This is a genomic window from Clostridium taeniosporum, assembly GCF_001735765.2.
Classification (GTDB): Bacteria; Bacillota; Clostridia; order Clostridiales; family Clostridiaceae; genus Clostridium; species Clostridium taeniosporum.
In genome coordinates, this window is the sequence record NZ_CP017253.2 from 1,434,755 (window position 1) to 1,458,079 (window position 23,325).

Annotated in this window: 23 protein-coding genes; 21 read left to right on the plus strand and 2 right to left on the minus strand. The window is 28.0% G+C overall.

The window, feature by feature from the left end; genetic code table 11:
• Positions 1 to 137: 137 nt before the first annotated feature.
• Positions 138 to 1,259: an IS4 family transposase gene (locus tag BGI42_RS06715; protein ID WP_084023850.1), complete on the minus strand. Its 1,122-nt coding sequence runs from the start codon at positions 1,257 to 1,259 to the stop codon at positions 138 to 140.
• Between the two features lie 197 nt (positions 1,260 to 1,456).
• Between BGI42_RS06715 and BGI42_RS06720 the strand changes: the two genes are divergently transcribed.
• From BGI42_RS06720 to BGI42_RS16205, 12 genes are all read left to right on the plus strand, one after another.
• Positions 1,457 to 1,798 carry a hypothetical protein gene (locus tag BGI42_RS06720; RefSeq protein WP_069679594.1) on the plus strand — a complete coding sequence of 114 codons (342 nt, stop codon included), beginning with the start codon at positions 1,457 to 1,459 and terminating at the stop codon, positions 1,796 to 1,798.
• Between the two features lie 218 nt (positions 1,799 to 2,016).
• Positions 2,017 to 3,006 carry an RHS repeat-associated core domain-containing protein gene (locus BGI42_RS06725; protein WP_125461015.1) on the plus strand — a complete coding sequence of 330 codons (990 nt, stop codon included), beginning with the start codon at positions 2,017 to 2,019 and terminating at the stop codon, positions 3,004 to 3,006.
• Between the two features lie 27 nt (positions 3,007 to 3,033).
• Positions 3,034 to 3,699, plus strand: coding sequence for a DUF2625 domain-containing protein (locus tag BGI42_RS06730; protein ID WP_069679596.1), 666 nt, complete (start codon positions 3,034 to 3,036; stop codon positions 3,697 to 3,699).
• Positions 3,700 to 3,825: 126 nt separating this feature from the next.
• Positions 3,826 to 4,320, plus strand: coding sequence for a hypothetical protein (locus BGI42_RS06735; RefSeq protein WP_148665656.1), 495 nt, complete (start codon positions 3,826 to 3,828; stop codon positions 4,318 to 4,320).
• 2 nt (positions 4,321 to 4,322) lie between these two features.
• Positions 4,323 to 4,646, plus strand: a complete 324-nt coding sequence (locus BGI42_RS06740) for a hypothetical protein (protein ID WP_069679598.1) — start codon at positions 4,323 to 4,325, stop codon at positions 4,644 to 4,646.
• Positions 4,630 to 4,974, plus strand: a complete 345-nt coding sequence (locus tag BGI42_RS06745; protein WP_069679599.1) for a hypothetical protein — start codon at positions 4,630 to 4,632, stop codon at positions 4,972 to 4,974. Before BGI42_RS06740 ends, BGI42_RS06745 begins: the two co-directional genes overlap by 17 nt.
• A gap of 218 nt (positions 4,975 to 5,192) precedes the next feature.
• Positions 5,193 to 6,137, plus strand: a complete 945-nt coding sequence (locus tag BGI42_RS16035) for an RHS repeat-associated core domain-containing protein (protein ID WP_158523392.1) — start codon at positions 5,193 to 5,195, stop codon at positions 6,135 to 6,137.
• Between the two features lie 86 nt (positions 6,138 to 6,223).
• On the plus strand, positions 6,224 to 6,670 hold the full coding sequence (locus tag BGI42_RS06755) for a DUF2691 family protein (RefSeq protein ID WP_069679601.1): 447 nt from the start codon (positions 6,224 to 6,226) through the stop codon (positions 6,668 to 6,670).
• 360 nt (positions 6,671 to 7,030) lie between these two features.
• On the plus strand, positions 7,031 to 8,743 hold the full coding sequence (locus BGI42_RS06760; protein ID WP_069679602.1) for an RHS repeat domain-containing protein: 1,713 nt from the start codon (positions 7,031 to 7,033) through the stop codon (positions 8,741 to 8,743).
• A 5-nt stretch (positions 8,744 to 8,748) separates the two neighbouring features.
• The gene (locus tag BGI42_RS06765) at positions 8,749 to 9,072 is read left to right on the plus strand and encodes a hypothetical protein (RefSeq protein WP_069679603.1); all 324 of its coding nucleotides are present in this window, start codon (positions 8,749 to 8,751) and stop codon (positions 9,070 to 9,072) included.
• The gene (locus BGI42_RS16040) at positions 9,056 to 9,223 is read left to right on the plus strand and encodes a hypothetical protein (protein WP_158523393.1); all 168 of its coding nucleotides are present in this window, start codon (positions 9,056 to 9,058) and stop codon (positions 9,221 to 9,223) included. Before BGI42_RS06765 ends, BGI42_RS16040 begins: the two co-directional genes overlap by 17 nt.
• A gap of 6 nt (positions 9,224 to 9,229) precedes the next feature.
• Positions 9,230 to 9,439, plus strand: coding sequence for a hypothetical protein (locus tag BGI42_RS16205; RefSeq protein ID WP_069679604.1), 210 nt, complete (start codon positions 9,230 to 9,232; stop codon positions 9,437 to 9,439).
• A 209-nt stretch (positions 9,440 to 9,648) separates the two neighbouring features.
• Here the strand turns inward: BGI42_RS16205 and BGI42_RS06775 are convergent, their stop codons facing one another.
• The gene (locus BGI42_RS06775; RefSeq protein WP_069679605.1) at positions 9,649 to 10,383 is read right to left on the minus strand and encodes a GntR family transcriptional regulator; all 735 of its coding nucleotides are present in this window, start codon (positions 10,381 to 10,383) and stop codon (positions 9,649 to 9,651) included.
• Positions 10,384 to 11,108: 725 nt separating this feature from the next.
• Between BGI42_RS06775 and udp the strand changes: the two genes are divergently transcribed.
• From udp to BGI42_RS06820, 9 genes are all read left to right on the plus strand, one after another.
• On the plus strand, positions 11,109 to 11,891 hold the full coding sequence (gene udp, locus BGI42_RS06780; RefSeq protein WP_069679606.1) for a uridine phosphorylase: 783 nt from the start codon (positions 11,109 to 11,111) through the stop codon (positions 11,889 to 11,891).
• Between the two features lie 172 nt (positions 11,892 to 12,063).
• Complete coding sequence (locus BGI42_RS06785; protein WP_069679607.1) at positions 12,064 to 13,266, plus strand: NupC/NupG family nucleoside CNT transporter; 1,203 nt, start codon at positions 12,064 to 12,066, stop codon at positions 13,264 to 13,266.
• A gap of 165 nt (positions 13,267 to 13,431) precedes the next feature.
• The gene (gene deoB, locus BGI42_RS06790) at positions 13,432 to 14,622 is read left to right on the plus strand and encodes a phosphopentomutase (RefSeq protein WP_069679608.1); all 1,191 of its coding nucleotides are present in this window, start codon (positions 13,432 to 13,434) and stop codon (positions 14,620 to 14,622) included.
• A 164-nt stretch (positions 14,623 to 14,786) separates the two neighbouring features.
• Positions 14,787 to 15,602: a transketolase gene (locus BGI42_RS06795; RefSeq protein ID WP_069679609.1), complete on the plus strand. Its 816-nt coding sequence runs from the start codon at positions 14,787 to 14,789 to the stop codon at positions 15,600 to 15,602.
• A gap of 13 nt (positions 15,603 to 15,615) precedes the next feature.
• The gene (locus BGI42_RS06800; RefSeq protein WP_069679610.1) at positions 15,616 to 16,542 is read left to right on the plus strand and encodes a transketolase family protein; all 927 of its coding nucleotides are present in this window, start codon (positions 15,616 to 15,618) and stop codon (positions 16,540 to 16,542) included.
• 66 nt (positions 16,543 to 16,608) lie between these two features.
• Positions 16,609 to 17,316 carry a purine-nucleoside phosphorylase gene (deoD, locus tag BGI42_RS06805; protein WP_069679611.1) on the plus strand — a complete coding sequence of 236 codons (708 nt, stop codon included), beginning with the start codon at positions 16,609 to 16,611 and terminating at the stop codon, positions 17,314 to 17,316.
• A gap of 171 nt (positions 17,317 to 17,487) precedes the next feature.
• Entirely contained in the window at positions 17,488 to 18,132 is a 645-nt protein-coding gene (fsa, locus tag BGI42_RS06810; protein ID WP_069679612.1) for a fructose-6-phosphate aldolase, read from the plus strand.
• A 649-nt stretch (positions 18,133 to 18,781) separates the two neighbouring features.
• Entirely contained in the window at positions 18,782 to 20,455 is a 1,674-nt protein-coding gene (locus BGI42_RS06815; RefSeq protein ID WP_207656934.1) for a ribonuclease J, read from the plus strand.
• A 358-nt stretch (positions 20,456 to 20,813) separates the two neighbouring features.
• Positions 20,814 to 23,315, plus strand: coding sequence for a dynamin family protein (locus tag BGI42_RS06820; RefSeq protein ID WP_069679614.1), 2,502 nt, complete (start codon positions 20,814 to 20,816; stop codon positions 23,313 to 23,315).
• Positions 23,316 to 23,325: the final 10 nt, after the last annotated feature.

Consider the following 23,325-nt stretch of genomic DNA (forward strand, 5'->3'; position numbering starts at 1 on the left):
ACCATAATAATTGATTAAATTGATTATTATGGTTTTCTATTTATTTTTATAATGAGATTTTATTACATAACTGAATTAATATGTAAATGAAAAATTAAAACTATTCAAGTGTATTATGTCAATGAGATTTTTAAACATTAACTTTCATAAAGTGTAAAGCAAAATTTTAGATAATATTCATTTCTATTTGAATAATAACATCTTTTAAACCATTTTAATCCAGATCTAAATAAGCTGTAAATTCTTACTTTTCTACCATTTAAATTTTTAACTACTCCAATAATAGTGTTATTTTTATCTTTACTACAAGAGATTCCTAATGTTATTATGAAGCAATAAGCTATTGAAATACAAAAATAAAGCATCTTTATATATTGAATATTCATGCTCCAAGTAGATTCTAAATTAAAACCACCACTTTTAAAGTCTTTAAACATTTCTTCAATTTGAAATCTCTTTTTATATTCTCTTATTGCAAGAGATTTTTCTAAATTATGTGCTATAAACCAAGTTTCTTCCGCGTCTTTTGCTTTGCAAACGGATAAATTGCAATTATAATTTTGAGCAGTTAATTTTATATTATAAAAGTTTTTTCCTTTATTACTTAATGGTTTTATATCTTCTAATTTCTTTATTTTTGATTTTCCTTTTATGGTTACACTTAAATCTTTAGTACATCTAATACAATATTTCCACTTAAGCTCTTCATCTATAAATTTAAATAAAGCTACACTTTTAAAGCCTCTATCTGCAAGTAATGTTACATTATAATTATAAGATGCTAAAACTTTATGTAAAAATTTAAGACCTTCTTTTATATGTTTGAAATCTTTATTACCATTTTCCTTATATCGAAACATTTTGTACCAAAGTGGAAGAGCCCTTTTACCAACTTTAAGAGAGAATTGTAATATTACAAATTTATCTTCAATAGTGGTGTGATCAAATATTATATATAGAGAATTTGAAGTACTTTTATATTTATTTAAGAATTTATATATATAAAATTCATATAGCTTTTCTGGATTAATAGATTTATTACTTAGAAATCTTTGAAGTCTCTTAATTTTACTTTCTTCTGTGCCAGAAGAGTACGAATCTTTAAGCTCTTGAGCTATTTCAGACAATACAACTGTTTTTGAAATTATGATTCCAATAATCATAGCAACTAAGTTATTTAATCTTTTTGAAGATAAAGGTATCATTTTCTCTAGTGTTTTTTTCAATTTTGTAGTAATATATTCTTGATCATTGATCATAATAAACCACCTTTCTATGTAAATTGGCTGTTGCAAATCAATTTTACACTAGAATTGGTGGTTTTTTATTATTTTCAGATTAATTTTTTTCTCAAAAATGATATTGGAAATTATTTGGTTATTAACTGTCCGTAAGTCAGATTAATAGATAAATATGCGACATATAGGAAAGATGTTTATTATGGGAGGTGATAAAATTGGAGAATAAAAGAAAGTATATATTGATATCAATAGGAATATGCGGTGTACTGTTTGGGCGCATTTTCAATAGGATATTATCAATTTATTTTGGAAATAATAGTTCTAATGTAGTCTTTGGAGTAGCTACTGCTGTTGTACTTTGTGCAATTTTAATTTCGATTGTTATGGGATATTATAAAGGAGCTATTCAATTAATAATAATCTCATTACCAATGATTATTGGAGGAATAGGATTATATAGAGATAATATGGATATGGTAGGTTTTAGTCTACTTATAGCTTTAATTATGTATCCTATATTAATAAAAGTAATGAAAAAATTAAACCGTAATGAATAATATTATTAAAAATTTAATAATATTAAAGGAAAATAACAAAAATTTACTGGAATTAGATAACTATAATATTTAATTGAAATGTAAGTGTTTATGAGAGTAAAGAGTAATACCGTTGATAAAATTTGTTGTATATAAAAATTATAAAAGGCTAATTTAAGTTAACAATAAGACGTCAACAAGTGCTAATACTTGTTGGCGTTTTTTCAACCGAATTAAAATTGGTACGGATAAGATATAATATATATAGTGCTTCAGGACAACTTGTAAGTATGAATATAACTAGTAGTGAAACTTCTGATATTAATGGAGAATACTACTACATCAGAAATGCTCAAGGAGACATTATAGGGTTATTTGATGGCACTGAAACACAAATTGCTAGCTATTCATATGATTCTTGGGGAAAGCTTATATCCATAAAAGATGGTAGTGGTGTTGACATAACGAATGATACAGAAAGTATTGGATATAAGAATCCTTATAGATATAGAGGGTATAGGTATGATACCGAGACTGGGCTGTATTACTTGCAAAGTAGGTATTATAATCCTGAGTGGGGTAGGTTTATTAATGCTGATGACTACGTAGGAACAGTAGGAGACTTACTGTCTTGTAATATGTTTGCTTATTGTAAGAATAATCCTGTAAACATGTCTGATCCAGATGGGCATAATGGGCTGTTAGCATTTACATTCCTTGATATAATGGCAGATGTCGCTGAAGCAGTTGTAGCAGCTGTTGCAGCACCAGAAGTACTAATTGGAGTAGCTATTGTCGGTGTTGGATTGCTGGCGTATGGAGGATATCAATATTATAAGAATCATCACATGACATATAGCGATGCCGAAACCTCTGTAAGTGATGGAGATACACCAGAAGATGCAGATGTCGAGGTTGTTATTCCGAGAAGTAAATACCCAGAGACAGCTCAGCACGTAGATGATGCTATAAAAAGTGGACATCCAGATACGTTGACTGTTGATAGAAGTAAGGCAAAATCAAATAGGAAAGAGTCATTGAAAGGTATACCAAAAGTAAAAGCAAAGGATTTAGATGAGTATCCTCCAGCTATGTTTAAAGAAGGGGGAGCAGGTGCTAGCGTAAGACCCCTTAATCCATCAGACAATAGAGGTTCAGGTTCTTGGCTTGGTCATAGGTTAAGAGCTTTCCCAGATGGAACAAGAGTTAGGATTAGGGTTGGAGATTAACTATACTACAAAAGGAGAATGAAGTGAATGAAATCGATAAATGAATTAATTAATGAATCACAATCTGCATGGAAACTTCTAGAAAAGTGGCAGAGAGAAGCGTCAAATCAAGTCCAATTTCTACCATGTCATAAAGAAAATGCTGAAAGAGTTCTGGTTGATTTGCAGGTAACAACCAAATCGCCATTAGGAGCTATAGCATACCATACAGGTGGAATAGTTATAGAACATGGCTGGATTAGAATTTTGGGAAGTGGAGCAGATAGCTTTAATAGAGATATTTCGACATGGAACAAATTGAGAGATAGCAGCCCTAGATTAGATGGAGCATTACTTGTTGCAGATGATGTTCTAGGAGGTTTTTTTGCAATTAATGGAGGAGCATTTGAGGGACAGTCAGGAAACATATTCTATCTTCCACCTGATACATTGGAGTGGGAGGACCTGGAATTAAAGTTTTCAGACTTCGTTTATTGGACTTTTACAGGTGGTATAGATAAATTCTACGAGACATTTAGGTGGAAAGGCTGGAACTCCGAAGTTGAAAAAGTAGCTGGCGATATGGGGATTTCAGTATATCCATTTTTGTGGGCAGAAGGACCAGAACTAGAGAAGCGTTCGAGGAGAGTGGTACCTATAGAGGAGATATGGGGTATCACAATGGAAAATAGAAAAAAACTAGGTATAGAATGATTTGAATTTTTAAGCATTAAAACTCGCTATAAAAATCAGTAAACTCGCTACAATAAAATGTGCTAATAAGAAAATATAGTAGAATGTATTCTTTTCAAATGATTCTTGACAGTATCATTAGCGATAATGAATAACAGATATAATTATAAGTCTGGCTATATAAAAAAGAGTTTTGATTATAAGACTAGTGCTAAAAAAGGAACAATATCAGGAAGTATTGATAAAATTGGTGAGGTGGCATCTGGAACCTTTATAAAAGAAAAAAAGGTTTGGAAAAGCTTTAATACCTTAACTTTAGGTAAGTATGTTAACAATCTTAGTAAAGGTATTAAGTTTAGTAAAAAGGCTTTAGGTGTAGCCGGTACAGTTGGATTTGTGGCATGGGATTTAAGTAATGATTTGATAAAAGGAGAATGCGTAGGGGCTGGAATAGATGTATTATCTGCAGTAGCTGGATTGGGTGCAGGAGTAGTAATAAGCTTAGGGACAGCAGCTGTAGTAACTGCAGGAACACCAGTATTATTAATGTCAGGTATAGGATTTGGAGTGTCTGTTGGTGCTGGCATGTTCATTGATTGGGCTTCAGGTGAGATAAAAGATAAAGATTATAGGAGGCAATAGATTTGAAGAAGAACAGGGCATTTTTAGGTGTATTAGTAGTTTTGTTGACTATAAGATTTAGCAGATTTATGGTAGGCAAATATGGAGAAGATATAAGAATTAAAATTATGGTTGCAGCTTTAGTAGTTTCAATACTTTGTTTAGTAGGTATAATATATAAAAAGAAATATTTAGCTACATTAATAGCACTTTCTTTAATAGTACCTTTATTAGTTATGACTATAGGCATGTATTTAGACAATTTATATTTAGGGGTATTTGGATTTGGGTTGATGTTTATTTTAATACCTATTATGATAAAGTATAAAAATGAAGAAGAAAAATAATAAGTATACTATGACATCAATAGGAATATGCGGTGTAATGTTTGGGCGCATTTTCAATAGGATATTATCAATTTATTTTGGAAATAATAGTTCTAATGTAGTCTTTGGAGTAGCTACTGCTGTTGTACTTTGTGCAATTTTAATTTCGATTGTTATGGGATATTATAAAGGAGCTATTCAATTAATAATAATCTCATTACCAATGATTATTGGAGGAATAGGATTATATAGAGATAATATGGATATGGTAGGTTTTAGTCTACTTATAGCTTTAATTATGTATCCTATATTAATAAAAGTAATGAAAAAATTAAACCGTAATGAATAATATTATTAAAAATTTAATAATATTAAAGGAAAATAACAAAAATTTACTGGAATTAGATAACTATAATATTTAATTGAAATGTAAGTGTTTATGAGAGTAAAGAGTAATACCGTTGATAAAATTTGTTGTATATAAAAATTATAAAAGGCTAATTTAAGTTAACAATAAGACGTCAACAAGTGCTAATACTTGTTGGCGTTTTTTCAACCGAATTAAAATTGGTACGGATAAGATATAATATATATAGTGCTTCAGGACAACTTGTAAGTATGAGTATAACTAGTAGTACAACTCCTGATATCAATGGGGAATACTACTATATCAGAAATGCTCAAGGAGACATTATAGGGTTATTTGATGGTACTGGAACACAAATTGCTAGCTATTCATATGATTCTTGGGGAAAGCTTATATCCATAAAAGATGGTAGTGGTGTTGACATAACGAATGATACAGAAAGTATTGGATATAAGAATCCTTATAGATATAGAGGGTATAGATATGATACTGAGACTGGACTTTATTATCTACAAAGTAGATATTATAATCCTGAGTTCGGTAGATTTATTAATGCGGATACAGCTGTAGGGCAAATAGGAAATATTCAAGGGCATAATATGTTTCAGTATTGTTTTAATAATCCTGTTAACATGGATGACCCAAGTGGTCAATGGCCAGCTTGGTTAGACTACATAGGTGATGTTGTTGAAGACACTGTTAATACTGTTATTAATACGGTAAAATCTGTCGTTGATAATGTAACAGCTTATGTTAGCAATGTTATTTCATCAGCTGTGAATATGGTAAAAGCTAGTCTTGGTGCAAGTGGTGAGCCCAATTCTGTTGGACGAGAATATAATAAAAATGGAAATTTAACAAAAGAACGATGGTATGGGCCAGATGGTCGTGCTTCAAAGGATAAACATTATACTGACCACGGTAATCCAAAACGACATTCAAAGGTGCCTCACGAACATGATTGGGGTTATAATAAAAATGGAAAATGGGCTACTGGTCCTTGGTACTCTGATATTGGTACAAAGGCTAAAGTTTCCATTGGTGTGGCTGGTGGAACATATTTAATATATAGAGGTTTAAGAATGATACCATCCTTTGCTCCACCTTTATGGTGGACAATTCCTGCAAATATTGTAACACCTTAAAATAAATAGTAGTTTCAATATTATGAAGTTTAAGTTATAGAAAAATTACTTATCAGAAAATATAAATAATGCAATGGAGGAAAACAATGAGAGGCATAAGTTTTAAGGTAGATGATCGCGATGAACATATATTATGGACAATATTACGTGGAATAGAAATTGAAAATTTATGGTGGCATATTTCAGAAGATGAAGTGTATAATGATATAAATGAATCGATATTTAAGAATAGTTATATTAAAGGGGAGGGGTTTTTAGAAATAATACAAGAAAAAAGTTATACTGTTATTTCTGCAAATATAAAAGCATATCCGCCGAATTCTGTACCTAATCATATAGAAAATTATGATGAATTTATAAAAAGTAAATGTAAGATAGTTATTTTATGCTCAGATGTATTTTATTATGAAATATATGTAGATGATAGCTCGGTCATTGAAACTCTTAAAAGTAATGTAATTAAAGGTAATATTTCTGATTTAGAATATATTACTGAAGAGAATGATGCTAGAACAAGTTTTAGTGTAATATAACAAAATATCTCAAATATGAAAAAATTTCTATAGACAAGTTTTAAATTAATATAAAAGAGCAGATAAGATGAATTAACAAGATCTTATCTGCTCTTTTTTCATTCTACTAGCTCAGGAAATAAGGTTACCTATGATTATAATGAAACAAAAGGTACCTTAGATAATGTCACTGATGCAAAGGGATCAACTACCAGCTATTTATATGATCCTAACATTGATACATTAACAGATGTTAAAAAGACTGCAGAGGGTAAAGAAATTTTAAATAGCTATATCTATGAAAAAGATAGACTTGATACTATAACTCATAATGGTTTTAGTTATACTTTTGATTATGATTCTTTAGAAAATAATACTACTGTGTCAGTAGGAAATCAAAATCTTATTACTAACATCTATGGGACATATTACAATGCAGCTTATGATAAAAACTATGAAACAGGGCTTCTTAAGGAGTCTCAATATGGAAATGGACATGTTGTAAAAAATAATTATGATGATTTAGACAGAGTAACATCAAGAATTTTTAATAATCAAGAATTTAAATATTCATATGATGCAAATGGCAATCTTGGATACCATGAAGATTTAGTAAATGAAGTAAACTATAGATATTCTTATGATTTATCTAATAGGCTTACAAAGGTTTCAGATAATAAAGGAAATATATTAAACTACAGCTTTAATATAAATAGCGATTTAAGTGCTGTAAGGGAAACTATTAATACTGGAGAAACAAAAACTTATTCTACTTACTATAGCTATGACAAAGATAATAAGCCAACATCTATTATGTTTTCTAGGGGGACTGAAAGTAGTAATTTAGATGCTTCATTATTAGCTTATTATACCTTTGATAATGGGGATGCTACAGGGAACCCATTAACCTATTATGGATATACTTATTCATGGGAATGGGGAAGACGACTTGCATCCATGACAGGCAATGGAAATACCATTAGCTACAAATATAATGATTCAGGAATAAGAACACAAAAAACAGTAAATGATATTACTACAAATTATCACTTAGTAGGTGATAAAGTAACTTATGAAGATAATGGTATTGATAAGATATATTATACTTATGATGCTTCAGGACAACTTGTAAGTATGAGTATAACTAGTAGTACAACTCCTGATATCAATGGAGAATACTACTACATCAGAAATGCTCAAGGAGACATTATAGGGTTATTTGATGGCACTGAAACACAAATTGCTAGCTATTCCTATGATTCATGGGGTAAGCTTATATCCATAAAAGATGGTAGTGGTGTTGACATAACGAATGATACAGAAAGTATTGGATATAAGAACCCTTACAGATATAGAGGATATAGATATGATACTGAAACTGGGTTGTATTACTTGCAAAGTAGATATTATAATCCAGAGTGGGGTAGATTTATTAATGCGGACGGTATAATAGGGCAAACGGGAGAATTATTAGTACATAACTTATTTGCTTACTGCAAGAATAACCCTGTAAATATGAAAGATGAAAATGGATTTAGACCTATATTTTCAGCAAGTCTTAGCGAAGAGACAGATGAAATGAAAGAAGTATCATTAGCGATAATGAATAACAGATATAATTATAAGTCTGGCTATATAAAAAAGAGTTTTGATTATAAGACTAGTGCTAAAAAAGGGACAATATCAGGAAGTATTGATAAAATTGGTGAGGTGGCATCTGGAACCTTTATAAAAGAAAAAAAGGTTTGGAAAAGCTTTAATACCTTAACTTTAGGTAAGTATGTTAACAATCTTAGTAAAGGTATTAAGTTTAGTAAAAAGGCTTTAGGTGTAGCCGGTACAGTTGGATTTGTGGCATGGGATTTAAGTAATAACTTGATAAAAGGAGAATGCGTAGGGGCTGGAATAGATGTATTATCTGCAGTAGCTGGATTGGGTGCAGGAGTAGTAATAAGCTTAGGGACAGCAGCTGTAGTAACTGCAGGAACACCAGCATTATTAATGTCAGGTATAGGATTTGGAGTATGTGTAATTACAGGTGTATATATAGATAAAATTTCAAGTGGAATAAAAGATAGATACTACGGGGGATGATAAATATGAAAAAAATAGTTCCGAATTTAGGTGGCATTTTAACCATAATCGCTATAATATTTACTAGATATATTGTTTCAAAATATGGTGAAAATTCTAGAATAATAATTGTAACAGTAGCTTTATGTATTTCAATTATAGGATTAATTGGGATTATTTACAGCAAAAAATATTTAGCTATATTATGGGCATTAGCAATAGCAATACCTTCAATAGTAATGGCAATAGGTATATATTTAGATAATATTTATATTTCTTCAGTAGGTTTCTTATTAATATTTATTTTAATACCTATTATGATAAAGTATAAAAATGAAGAAGAAAAATAATAAGTATACTATGACATCAATAGGAATATGCGGTGTAATGTTTGGGCGCATTTTCAATAGGATATTATCAATTTATTTTGGAAATAATAGTTCTAATGTAGTCTTTGGAATAGCTGCTGCTGTTGTACTTTTTGCAATTTTAAAATTTTAATTTCGATTGTTATGGGATATAATAAAAACCATTTTTTATCTTTGGGAATGGGGAAGACGACTTGCATCAATAACAGGCAATGGAAATACCATTAGTTACAAGTACAATGATTCAGGAATAAGAACGCAAAAAGCAGTAAATGATATTACTACAAATTATCACTTAGTAGGCGATAAAGTAAATTATGAAGATAATGGTATAGATAATGAAGAATAAAAATTAGAGGGTTCAAAAGCACCCTCTAAATAAACTTACATTTATTAGTGGATTTGATATTTGCAAATTAGCTTTACACTAGAATTGATGTTTTTTTATTTTATTCATTTGTAAAATTATTGAATAAATTTTACACTATTTGAATAGTTTATATATATTTATTTTCAGTTTTTAACAAATCAACATTTATGATATAACACATTTTGATTTTATTTTGTAGGATGAAGTTTTATATATGTTGATTTTATTGGAAGATAATGTTTGTTTGAGACTATTGGAAATTTATTATCTTTATATATTGTTTCTTGAATTAAATAAAACTTATCTTCTGATGCAATTGGATGCTGTTTTGCAGCAAAATTTCCAGAAGTTGAATATTTTAATTCAATTAATATATCGTTAGCTATTTCATAAAGTTCTTTCTCTAAAAAATTTTTTAATTGTTTTTTATTGTTTAAATCAATATTAAGTGATGAGATAGTTTCAATTGGTATTAATGTAAAAGTATAAGCTACTGCTTTCCCTTTATGTTTATACCATCTATCAATAAGAACAACTGCAGCAGTATTTTTTACTAAAACTTTATTAAAATAATCTGTAGATGGTTCTATACGTAAAATAATTTCAACATCATCAATCTCTTCGTCTAAAGATTTGTAAACTGGATGTCCTATTTTTTCTAAACCAATATTCTTATTTGTTTTAGATTTTATTATAAAATTACCTTTACCGCGAATATTTTTTACTAAACCATCATCTTGAAGTAAAGCAAGAGCTTGCCTTAAAGTAGTTCTACTTACACCAATAAATTTTGCTAATTCAGGTTCAGAAGGAAGTCTACTGCCTTCTTTAAAAGTACCTTCATTTATCATTTTAAATAACTGATTATATACAGTAACATATCTTAATTCTTTAGGCTTTATATTTAAGTTAATATCGTTCATAAAATTCACCTTTCACCAATAGTTAAATATATGATAATTCAATAAAAATATTTTTATAATCATATATTATAATTTTTATACTTAATTTAAGATAACGATTTCTATTTATCCCGTAGTATTTAATAATTAAGAACATTCAAATATATAACTAGTAAGTATGTTATTTTGTGAACTGTTATTTCATTGGAACCTAATAAGTAACATAACTAATATCAGAATCCAAGTTATTGTATTTCATAAAATATCCGTAACATATTTTAATTGTTATTTATTTTCATATGCCTTAATATAATAAAAAATATTAATTAGACAAGTTTAATACAAGTAGGACATAAGGTCTTATGTTTTCATGCTTTTGTATAGTTTATACTTTAATTATAACATTAAAATATTTAATTTGAATATCATGTTAATTATTACGATTATGATTAAAATTATATATAAAAAATTAAGTATTAACAAGAATGTAGTTAAAATATCAATATTTTAACATATTTACTATAGTCTTATAAAAAAGCTTGACATACAAATAATAGACATGATATTATTTAGGCATAGACAAGGGTACAACAGATTAGACAAGTAGGGTAAATGTACAAAAAAGTGTTTTATAACAAGCATGTAATCGTATTCTAAACGTATACAAGCATATAAAAAAGTAAGTTGGGAATACTAATAAACATTAAAAAATAAAAAATTATGTAATTAAATATGGAGGGATTAAAGTGAAATATTCACAAGGATCAGGGAAACAATATCATATAGACATTGCAAAGGGAGAAGTAGGAAAGTATGTAATACTTCCGGGAGACCCTAAAAGATGTGCTAAGATTGCTGCATATTTTGATAATGCAGAATTAGTTGCAGATAAAAGAGAATATATTACTTATACAGGATATTTAGATGGTGTTAAAGTAAGTGTTACCTCAACAGGAATTGGGGGACCATCAGCAGCTATAGCTTTAGAAGAATTAGTTCAATGTGGAGCAGACACTTTTATTAGAGTAGGTACATGTGGTGGAATGGATATCGATGTTAAAGGTGGAGATATGGTCATAGCTACAGGTGCCATTAGAATGGAAGGAACTAGTAAAGAATATGCACCAATTGAATTTCCAGCAGTTGCAAATATTGATGTAGTAAATTCATTAGTACAAGCATCTAAAACTTTAAATGAAAAATATCATGTAGGTGTTGTACAATGTAAAGATTCATTTTATGGTCAACATTCACCAGAAACAAAACCAGTAAGTTATGAATTAATGGATAAATGGAATGCATGGCTAAGATGTGGATGTCTTGCATCTGAAATGGAATCAGCTGCTTTATTTGTAGTTTCAAGTTATTTAAGAGTACGTGTTGGTTCAGTATTTTTAGCTGTTGCTAACCAGGAACGTGCAAAAGCAGGATTAGATGATACTCAAGTTCATGATACAGATGCAGCAATAAAAGTTGCAATAGAAGGTATTAGGAACTTAATAAAGTTAGATAAAGAAAATAATAAATAATTAAAAATAATTTTTGTTTTAATATATAGAGAGAAAACTTTAACATAGTTTAAATAAAATAATTATTAAAATGTATTTATGGGATTTTTTGATTCGTGTATTTAATCATGTTCAAAAGGTATGAGGTTTTATGAAGATAAGTTAATATACAACAAAAGATAGGAGAAATAGTATGAACATAGTTATAAATTTAATAGGGATAGTTTTATTATTAGGAATAATGTATGTTTTATCTTCAGATAGAAAAAGTATTCCACACAAAACTATATTAAAAGCACTTGGTATACAATTTGTAATTGCATTCTTATTAGTAAAATTTCCACTAGGAAGAATGATAATATTAAAGATTTCAGATGGTGTAACTCAAGTACTTAATTATGGTAAAGATGGAATTGGCTTTTTATTTGGTTCACTAGGTGATGCAGGAGCACCAACAGGATTTGTATTTGCTATTCAAGTATTGGGAAATATTGTTTTTATATCAGCATTAGTAGCAGCTCTATATTATTTAGGAATATTAGGATTTGTAGTTAAAATAATAGGTAAAATAATAGGTAAAATATTAGGTACCACACAAGTTGAAAGTTTCGTAGCAGTTGCTAATATGTTTTTGGGTCAAACAGAAAGTCCAATTTTAGTTAGCAAATATTTAAATAAAATGACAGATAGTGAAATAATAGTTGTATTAGTTTCAGGAATGGGAAGTATGTCAGCTACAATAATAGGCGGTTATACAGCGTTAGGTATTCCTATGGAATATTTACTAATAGCTAGTGCTTTAGTTCCAATGGGAAGTATTGTTATTTCAAAAATACTATTACCTGAAAAGGAAGAAGTAGAATTGATTGAAAATGTAACCATGGACAATAAAGGAGATAATGAAAATCTTATTTCAGCTATTTCAGAAGGTGCAATGAGTGGTTTCCAAACAGCCGTTGCAATTGGTACCTCATTACTTGCAATTATAGCTTTAGTAGCATTAGTTAATGGGATACTTGGGAAGTTTGGAATAAGTTTACAACAAATATTCTCTTATATATTTGCACCATTTGGATTCTTTATGGGATTAAATGGAGGAGATATATTTACAGCAGGTCAATTATTAGGAAGTAAATTAGTATTAAATGAATTTGTTGCATTCCAACAATTGGGAACTATGTTTGGATCATTAAGTTATAGAACAGGTTTAGTACTTACTATATCACTTTGTGGATTTGCTAATATCTCAAGTATGGGAGTTTGTATTTCAGGTATAGCAGCTTTATGTCCAGAAAAAAGAAGTACACTTGCTAGATTAGCATTTAAGGCTATGATTGGTGGATTCGCAGTAAGTGTTTTAAGTGCAATGATAATTGGATTACTTACTTTAATTTAATAATCACACATTTTACAAAATTAATAAGATTTAAATTTTCTTAAAGTTATAAAGAATATTCTTTATAACTTTAAGGTTATTATATAAAAAATTATTATAAATTATATTATATAAAAGTTAACAAAATTAGTATTAATATAGTCTAATTTGGAAAGGATTAAAGTTATGAAAAAGTATAACAGGATTTTTACAATTGTAATAGATTCACTTGGAATAGGTGCTATGCAAGATTCAGCTGAATATGGAGATAATGGAGTAGATACTCTAGGGCATATTGCTGAATCAGTAGAAAAATTTAACATACCTAATTTGCAAAAGTTAGGAATAGCCAATTTACATCCTATAAAACATGTAAAACCATGTGAGAAACCTTTAGCTCATTATATGAAAATGAAAGAAGCAAGTGTTGGTAAAGATACTATGACAGGTCATTGGGAAATGATGGGATTACACATTACAAAGCCATTCCAAACATTCACAGATACAGGATTTCCACAAGAATTATTAGATGAATTAACAAAAAGAACAGGACATGAAATAGTAGGAAATAAGAGTGCAAGTGGTACTGAAATATTAGATGAACTTGGAGAGCACCAAATGAAAACAGGAGACATGATAGTGTATACTTCTGCTGATTCTGTTTTACAAATTTGTGGTCATGAAGAAACTTTTGGTTTAGATGAACTTTATCGTTGTTGTGAGATTGCAAGAGAAATTACTCTTAAAGATGAATGGAAAGTTGGAAGGGTAATAGCTAGACCTTATGTGGGAGCTAAAAAAGGTGAATTTAAACGCACAAGTAATAGACACGATTATGCATTAAAACCATATGGAACTACAATTCTCAATACATTAAAAGATAATGGATATGATGTAATATCAGTTGGAAAAATAAGTGATATATTTGATGGAGAAGGAATTACAGAATCAAATAAATCAAAAAGTTCTGTTCATGGAATGGAACAAACAATTGATATAATGGGGAAAGACTTCAAAGGATTATGCTTTGTTAACTTAGTTGATTTTGATGCTTTATGGGGACACAGAAGAAATCCAGTAGGTTATGGAGAAGAAATAGAAAAATTTGATGTTAATTTAGGAAAATTATTAGAAAAATTAAGAGAAGATGATTTATTAATAATTACAGCTGATCATGGAAATGATCCAACTTATACTGGTACTGATCATACACGTGAATTTGTTCCATTTATAGCTTATTCACCATCTATGAAAGAAAGCGGCTTAATGGATACAGTAGATACATTTGCTACAATTGGAGCAACTATAGCTGATAATTTTGAATTAAAGATGCCAGAAAATACAATTGGTAAATCAGTATTAGAAAAATTAGTTTAATTATAATTTAAATTTAGTAATACAATGTTTTAATTTAAATTGATATTTTAATATGAGTAAATATTTTATAATTAAGTTATGGAATCACAATACTATTAAAATATCAATTTATAAAACATAAAGTTAATTAGACATGTAAATTAAAGGATTGGTTGGTGAAAGGTATGAATAAAGAAAATTTAGTTTCTACACTAAAAGAAGTAAAAAAAGACATAATAGAAATGATTTATGCAGCAAAATCAGGACATCCAGGTGGTTCTTTATCTTGCTCAGAAATAATAACATATTTATACAATGAAAAAATGAATGTTGATGTTAAAAACCCTAAGGATTCTAACAGAGATAGATTCGTATTAAGTAAAGGGCATGCAGCTCCAGCACTTTATTCTGTATTAGCAGAAAAAGGATTTTTCCAAAAAGAGGAATTATATAATTTAAGAAAAACAGGAGCTCTTCTTCAAGGACATCCAGATTCTAAACATGTACCAGGAGTAGACGTTTCAACTGGTTCACTTGGTCAAGGAATATCAAATTCAGTAGGAATGGCTTTAGGTCTTAAGACTCAAAAGAATAATGCTAAGGTATATGTTGTTTTAGGTGACGGAGAATTACAAGAAGGATTAGTTTGGGAAGCATCAATGGCAGCAGCACATTATAAATTAAATAATTTAGTTGCTATCGTTGATAATAATGGACTTCAAATAGATGGTAAAAATGAAGACGTAATGGGAATTTCTCCACTAGATAAGAAATTTGAAAGCTTTGGTTGGAATGTTGTTATTTGTGAAGATGGTAATGATTTTGATAAAATAAATGAAGCATTTTCACAAGTGGAAAAGTGCAATGATAAACCAAGTGTTATTATAGCTAAAACTGTAAAAGGTAAAGGTGTTAGTTTTATGGAAGATCAAGCAGGTTGGCATGGTCAAGCACCTAATGAAGAACAAAGAAATCAAGCAATAAGTGAGATTGAAAGATAGGAGGAATTTTAAAATGGGTAAGGCAACAAGAGAATCATATGGAATGGCATTAGTTGAGCTTGGACGTGAAAATGAAAAGGTAGTAGTATTAGATGCTGATCTTTCAAAGTCAACAAAGACTAATGGATTTAAAGAAGAATTCAAAGATAGATTTTTTAACGCTGGTATAGCAGAACAAAACTTAATGGGAATGGCAGCAGGTTTTGCTAATGTAGGAAATATACCTTTTGCAAGTACATTTGCTGTTTTTGCAAGTGGAAGAGCTTTTGAAATCATAAGAAATTCTATTTGTTATCCAAAAGTTAATGTAAAAATAGCTGCAACACATGCAGGTATTACAGTTGGAGAAGATGGTGGTTCACATCAATCTGTTGAAGATATAGCACTTATGACTTCACTTCCAAACATGACAGTAATAGTTCCAGCTGATCATAAAGAAGCAATGGCTGCAACAAAAGCTGCTGCTGAATTTGATGGTCCTGTTTACTTAAGATTTGGAAGATGTAATACAGAAGATATATTTGATGATACTTATAAATTTGAAATAGGAAAAGGTATTCAAATTAGAGAAGGAAATGATGTAAGTATAATAGCTACAGGAATGATGGTTCAAAAAGCTATAGAAGCATCAAAAGAATTAGAAGCTAAAGGAATTAAAGCAAGAGTTATAAATATTTCAACCATAAAACCAATAGATAGAGAAATAATATTAAAAGCAGCTAAAGAAACTAAAGGAATAGTTACAGCAGAAGAACATTCTATTATAGGTGGACTTGGAGCAATGGTTTCTCAAGTTGTATGTAGTGAATGTCCTACTTTAATTAAAATGGTAGGAATTAAGGATACATTTGGAGAATCAGGCACACCAAACGAACTTATGAAGAAATATAATTTAACTAGTGAAGCAATAATTGATCAAGTTAAATCAATATTAAAATAGAGTTTGATTATAATAAAATTTTAAATATAACTATTAATTAAATTATGATAATCGGAGGGAAATATAATGAGTATTCATATTAATGCACCAGAAGGTGCTATAGCAGAAAGCGTATTATTACCAGGAGATCCTTTAAGAGCTAAATTTATAGCTGAAAATTTTTTAGAAGATGTAGTTTGCTACAATGAAGTTAGAGGAATGTATGGATTTACAGGAACTTATAAAGGAAAAAGAATATCAGTACAAGGAACAGGAATGGGTATTCCGTCAATGTCTATTTATGCTACTGAATTAATAGAAAGTTATGGAGTTAAAAACCTTATAAGAGTTGGGACTTGTGGTGGTTATCATGAAAGCGTTAAGATTAGAGATCTTATAATTGCTATGTCTACTTCAACAGATTCAAATCTTAATTTAGTAAGATTCCAAGGAAGAACATATGCACCAACTGCAAGCTTTGATTTATTAAAACCAGCTTATGACATAGCAGTAGAAAAAGGTTTTGAACCTAAAGTAGGTAGTGTATATAGTTCAGATATATTCTATGGAGATGATAATGAAGATTGGAAAAAATGGGCTGATTTTGGTTGTCTAGGAGTTGAAATGGAAACAGCAGGATTATATACAATTGCTGCTAAACATAAAGTTAAAGCATTAACTTTATTAACAGTAAGTGATCACTTTATAACAGGTGAAGTAACAAGTGCAGAAGAAAGACAAACAACATTTAAAGCAATGATGGAAGTTGCTCTTGATACAATAGCTTCTTTATAAAAAATAAATTTCTAAGTTTTAGATTAAGATGTTCTTTTTCTAAAACTTAGACTATTTCTTTGGAAATATGAAAACGTTATGTTTTAGGATGGTCATTAACTTTTTAAATTAAGGGGATTTGAATTAAATATAGAATGAATAAATTAATAAATAGAGTGGGAGGAATAATAGATGAAAATTTTTGTTGACACAGCTAATATTGAAGAAATAAAAAAAGCTAATGAATTAGGTGTTATTTGTGGAGTAACTACAAATCCATCTCTTATAGCAAAAGAAGGAAGAGATTTTAAAGAAGTAATAAAAGAAATCACAAGCATAGTTGATGGACCAGTAAGTGGAGAAGTTATTTCAATGGATCATGAAGGAATGGTTAAAGAAGCACGTGAAATAGCCCAAATTCATAAGAACATGGTAATAAAAATTCCAATGTGTGCAGAAGGATTAAAGGCAGTAAATATTCTTCATAAAGAAGGAATAAAAACTAATGTAACATTAATCTTTTCAGCAGTACAAGCATTGCTTGCAGCAAGAGCTGGTGCAAGTTATGTAAGTCCTTTCTTAGGAAGATTAGATGATATTGGAGATAAAGGAATTGCACTAATAGAAGATATATCTGAAATATTTGCAGTTCATGGAATAGAAACTGAAATAATATCTGCAAGTGTTAGAAATCCAATTCATGTATTAGAATGTGCAAAAGCTGGATCTGATATTGCAACAATACCATATAAGGTTATTATGCAAATGATTAATCATCCTCTTACAGATGCAGGAATTGAAAGATTTTTAAAAGATTATGAAGGTATGAATAAATAAAATATTAAAGAAACTCTGTTTTATCAATGTTTTATTAACACTGATTTAAGACAGAGTTTTTTGCTGTTTTATAGGAAAGTGAAGGAAATTTAAATTTTGAAAGTCTGATAAAATTTAAGTTGAAGTAAATATTAGTTAAAATTTAAAAGTGAAATTTCTCAATAAAAATAGCTGTTCTTAAATAATATTAAATTTATTTGTTTAGGACAGCTATTTAATTTTATTTACAAATTAATATGATTAATTAAATTTTGTGTATTATAATATAAATATGATATTTAAATTTATATAAATTTTTTATTTAATAAGATTTGTTTATTTTGATGCAGAAAAATCAAAGTTATTAGAAGGAATAATATAAAATTTACTATTAAGTTTAGTTCTAAAGCCTATTATTAAAAATAAAATAGATATATTTAGTTATAAATTAATAATATACAATTAAAGTTATATATTTAATTGTATATGTACATACTTAAAATAAGTAGTAAAAAGTAGATAGTGTAAAGTACATTATAAAAAATAAAATTAAATAATTTTAAAAGTAGATATTGTAAAGTACGCTATGAAGAAAGCAATGAGGGGTGAAAAAATGGAAAATATAATTGAAAATAAAATTGATAGAAAATCGAAAAATTATAAGCCTAGAATGGCTAAATTAAAAAATAAAAGTAAACTAAAAATAATTCCATTAGGTGGACTTGGTGAAATAGGAAAAAATATAACAGCTTTTGAATTTAATGATGAAATAATTGTTATAGATTGTGGTTTAGCATTTCCTGGTGAAGATCTTTATGGAATTGATATTATAGTTCCTGATGTTACATATCTAATCAGAAATAAAGATAAAGTAAAAGGATTATTTATAACACATGGTCATGAAGATCATATAGGAGGAATACCTTATATACTTCAACAAATTAACATGCCTGTATATGCACCAAAATTAACTTTAGCATTAGTTGAAAGTAAATTAGAAGAACATCATATGTTAAATGATTGTAAAATTAATTTGGTTGAAATAGGGGAAAGTGTAAAATTAAAGAATTTTAATATTGAGTTTATTAGAACAAATCATAGTATTCCAGATTCTTGTTCAATAGCATTGCATACACCCATGGGAGTTATTGTACACAGCGGAGATTTTAAAGTTGATTTTACTCCTATAGATGGTCATATAATAAACCTTCAAAGGTATGCAGAGCTTGGAAAAAAAGGAGTATTATTATTAATGGCAGACAGTACTAATGCATTGCATAAAGGATACACAATGTCTGAAAAAACAGTTGGAGAAACACTAGAAAATCTTTTTAGTAAAGCGACTGGAAGAGTAATAGTATCAACTTTTGCATCAAATGTTCACAGATTACAACAAATTAGTGATTGTTCAATAAAAAATAAAAGAAAAATAGCTTTTAGTGGTAGAAGTATGGAAAAAATATCAGAGATTGCAATGGACTTAGGATATTTATCTATACCAAAGGACATGATAATAAGTTTAGATGAGATAAAGAATTATCCTAATGATAAAATTACAATAGTCACAACTGGTAGCCAAGGAGAATCAATGGCAGCACTTTCAAGAATAGCAGCCTCAACTCATAAATATATAGAGATACAAAAAGGAGATATGGTTATAATCTCAGCATCACCAATACCAGGTAATGAAAAAGCAGTATCAAATTTAATAAATGATTTAACTGCAAAGGGTGCTAACGTGGTATATAAAACTATAGAAGAGATACATGTTTCAGGTCATGCATGTGAACAAGAACTTAGAATAATTCAAAGTTTGTTAAAACCTAAATTTTTTATTCCAGTACATGGTGAGTATAAACATTTAATTACTCATGCTAAAATTGCTGAAAGCATGGGTGTTGAGGAAAATAATATATTTATATTAGATACAGGTGATATATTTGAATTATCTAAAACAAAAGGAAAAGTTATTGGAAAGGCACCTTCTGGAAGAGTACTTATAGATGGTCTGGGAATTGGTGATGTAGGAAACATGGTATTAAGAGACAGAAAAAATTTAGCTGAAGATGGAATTATAACAGTAGTAGTAGCAATAGATAGAGCAAATAAAGTAATATTATCAGGTCCGGATATAGTATCAAGAGGTTTTGTATACGTTAGAAACTCTGAAGACTTAATTAATGAGGTGAGAAATATTGTGGCAAAAGTTGTAGAAAAGTGTTTGGAAGATAATATAACACAATGGGCAGAAATTAAAAATAGAATAAGAAGAGAAGTAGACAGTTTTGTATATACTACAATGAAAAGAAAACCTATGATACTCCCAGTAATAGTTGAAATATAATTTATTAGAATTTAAGATGAGTATTAATATTAAATAATAAGGTTTCTATGATTTTCAGGATTTAGAAAAGTTTTATAAGCTATATTTTAGAAAACAAAGTATTATAAAGTATATTTATATTATCTGAATTTATCTAAAATGTAGCTTATTTTTCTATGATTTTTTAAAATACATTATAAAATATAAAAATTTTTTAATAATTATATATGGCACAATTATTCACTCTTAATTAAAAAGAGTGAAACCTCGATTTTTTTATAAATAGAAATTAGATAAATGTACTTAATTGTGGTAATATAACAGTAAATGATTATTTATGAATACATAACATGAATTAGCATAAAAGATGGAGAAAATTATGAATAAAAATAACTATATATTACAAACAATTGAAGATATAAAAAATGTATTAGAACAAAATGAATATAGAAAAAATAGATATAATAATGATATTGAATGGTTACAGCAGCGTAAAAAGCAAATAAAAAGTAATATAATAAGAATTGCTATTATGGGAATAACAAGTAGTGGAAAATCAACATTAGTAAATTCATTACTAGGAGAAAAGTTATTACCAGTAGCTATTTTGCCAAGCTCAAGTATAATAATAACCGTGTCAAAAGGAGAAAAGAGACAAGCTACTATATATTTTAAAGACAAATCTCCAGAAGTTTATGAAGACACTAATTTAAATATACAAGTTATATCTAAATATGCAGATGAAAATAAAAATCCTAATAATAAGTTTAATGTATCTCAGATTGATATAAAATCACCTAACTTTTTATTTGATGATAGTATTCAGTTAATAGATAGTCCAGGATTAGAGGCTTATAATTTAGAAATGCATGAAAAGTTAACTTTAGAAATTCTATTACCAACAATAGATATTTGTGTATTTTTAACTACGGTAAAAGCTAATAGTGATGCAATTAATTTAGAAAAAATTAAAATAGTAAATGATAAGAGAAAGCAAATAGTATTAGTTCAAAACATGATAGATTCTGTGGAAGAAAAGATAGGAAAATATGGTATTGTTGAAGAAAGTAGAGATGTAATTTTAGATAAGCATAAAAAAAGAGCACAAGCATTACTAGAAAAAGCTACAAATAATAGAAAATTTGATGTTATTCAAATATCTTCTCTTAATGCTTTAAATGGAAGAATAAAAGATAATAACAATTTGTATAAAGAATCTAATATTGAAGAATTTATAAATTCTGTATATAACTGTATTGAAAATATTATTCCAAAATTAAATTTTCAAAGGCAGATCAGTATTATTGAAAGAATTGATAATATAATTGATACTGATAAAGAAATTATAGATGGAAGTGATTTGGAAGATACAAGTTATATAAAGGAAATTCTTAATGATATTGACGATCTTAATTACGATTTTAGAGTATCTAGGGATAAAATAACATCTAAGATTAATTTAATAGATAAAATAACGGTTAATACAATAGAAGAAATAAATGAATCTGATTCTAAAGAAATAAGCAGTTATTTAGATATAGTAGAAAATATTAATAATAAAAGTAAAAAAATAGAAAATCAGATTTTAAGCATTGTAAGAGAATGTGAAGAAAAGAAAAAAGAAATATATGAGAAACTAAACATTGATATTAGATTTTCATATTCATTACCTAGTATGGAAAACGAAGATATATGTGTTAAACATAAGTATGAAGAAAAAGTAAAGCTTATTAAAAAAGAGGGGTTCTTTAATAAAGGAAAAAGGATATTATCAGATATATTTGAAGCTGATTGGGGATATGAAAAACAAGAATATGATGAGAAAGTAGTTGATAAAGAAGGTACTATACTGATTGTCAAAAAAGTATGCAACGAAAGTAGTAGGAAATATATGAGCATACTTTATGATTGGAGTGAGCAATATAGTAATTCTTTAAGTTTTTTCTACAGTGAAATAAGCAAAATAGAAGAAGAATTTAAAAAGAAGAAAGAACAAAATATAGAGCTGTATGATATAGATACTGTTATAAGAGATTTAAATATTATGAGAAATAAATTAAAAAATAAGTGCAAACATATAGAAGAAATAGCAGTAACATCAGATGCAGAAAAGAAAAAAGAGAACACTTTTATAAAGCTAGATGAAATAGAAGTAACCACTGTTTCTTATAATCTTTATAAATTAAGTAATGAGATATTTAAGAAAAATTATTCAATGATTAATAATTATATAGAAGAAAAAGTTTCATTCAAATCTAAGAAAGAAGTTCATAAAATATTTTGGACTTGGGATTTAGATGCAGCTACTAACTTTATTTTTAGAATGTATGATTTATATCTTAGTAAAGATGAATTAGAAATCATAGAAAAGCAAGGAATATATACTTTTAAAAATATTACAATAGTGTATGAATTATCTCGTAACAAATTTAATGTAAATCAAGAGTTAAATATTAATAATACAAAAGAATATAATATTTATTTACTTTTTAATGGAATTCAAATAGGAAGTTCTGAAAAGCAAATAATAGAAAATTTTAATCTCAAAAATGTTGTTTTAAAACATGATATGATGATAAATTTAGTAATAGATTCTAGCAGAGAATTTATAAATGCTAATAATATAAAAGAAATACTTATAGCTACTAATTCACTTAAGAAAAAAATTTTAAGTATAATAAGTAATTCTAAAATAGGCTATATACTAGTTAATTCTAAAAATCCTATTTATAATATAGCATTAATAGAGGGACAAGAAAATAATGGATTTTTATTAAGTGAGTATAAAGATATAAAAACTAAATTATTTGAAAATATATTATCTCGTGGTAATGAAGAAAAACAAACATTAGAAGAGATATTGAGTTATTTTTTAAAGTAATATTATTAAT

Coding starts and splice junctions, on each gene's coding strand:
- BGI42_RS06735 (WP_148665656.1), top strand. CDS start 3,826: ATGAATAACAGATATAATTATAAGTCTGGCTATATAAAAAAGAGTTTT.
- BGI42_RS06775 (WP_069679605.1), bottom strand. CDS start 10,383: ATGAACGATATTAACTTAAATATAAAGCCTAAAGAATTAAGATATGTT.
- BGI42_RS06800 (WP_069679610.1), top strand. CDS start 15,616: ATGGGTAAGGCAACAAGAGAATCATATGGAATGGCATTAGTTGAGCTT.
- BGI42_RS06755 (WP_069679601.1), top strand. CDS start 6,224: ATGAGAGGCATAAGTTTTAAGGTAGATGATCGCGATGAACATATATTA.
- BGI42_RS06765 (WP_069679603.1), top strand. CDS start 8,749: ATGAAAAAAATAGTTCCGAATTTAGGTGGCATTTTAACCATAATCGCT.
- fsa (WP_069679612.1), top strand. CDS start 17,488: ATGAAAATTTTTGTTGACACAGCTAATATTGAAGAAATAAAAAAAGCT.
- BGI42_RS06820 (WP_069679614.1), top strand. CDS start 20,814: ATGAATAAAAATAACTATATATTACAAACAATTGAAGATATAAAAAAT.
- BGI42_RS06745 (WP_069679599.1), top strand. CDS start 4,630: ATGAAGAAGAAAAATAATAAGTATACTATGACATCAATAGGAATATGC.
- BGI42_RS06815 (WP_207656934.1), top strand. CDS start 18,782: ATGGCTAAATTAAAAAATAAAAGTAAACTAAAAATAATTCCATTAGGT.
- BGI42_RS06730 (WP_069679596.1), top strand. CDS start 3,034: ATGAAATCGATAAATGAATTAATTAATGAATCACAATCTGCATGGAAA.
- BGI42_RS06715 (WP_084023850.1), bottom strand. CDS start 1,259: ATGATCAATGATCAAGAATATATTACTACAAAATTGAAAAAAACACTA.
- deoD (WP_069679611.1), top strand. CDS start 16,609: ATGAGTATTCATATTAATGCACCAGAAGGTGCTATAGCAGAAAGCGTA.
- BGI42_RS16040 (WP_158523393.1), top strand. CDS start 9,056: ATGAAGAAGAAAAATAATAAGTATACTATGACATCAATAGGAATATGC.
- deoB (WP_069679608.1), top strand. CDS start 13,432: ATGAAAAAGTATAACAGGATTTTTACAATTGTAATAGATTCACTTGGA.
- BGI42_RS06795 (WP_069679609.1), top strand. CDS start 14,787: ATGAATAAAGAAAATTTAGTTTCTACACTAAAAGAAGTAAAAAAAGAC.
- BGI42_RS06785 (WP_069679607.1), top strand. CDS start 12,064: ATGAACATAGTTATAAATTTAATAGGGATAGTTTTATTATTAGGAATA.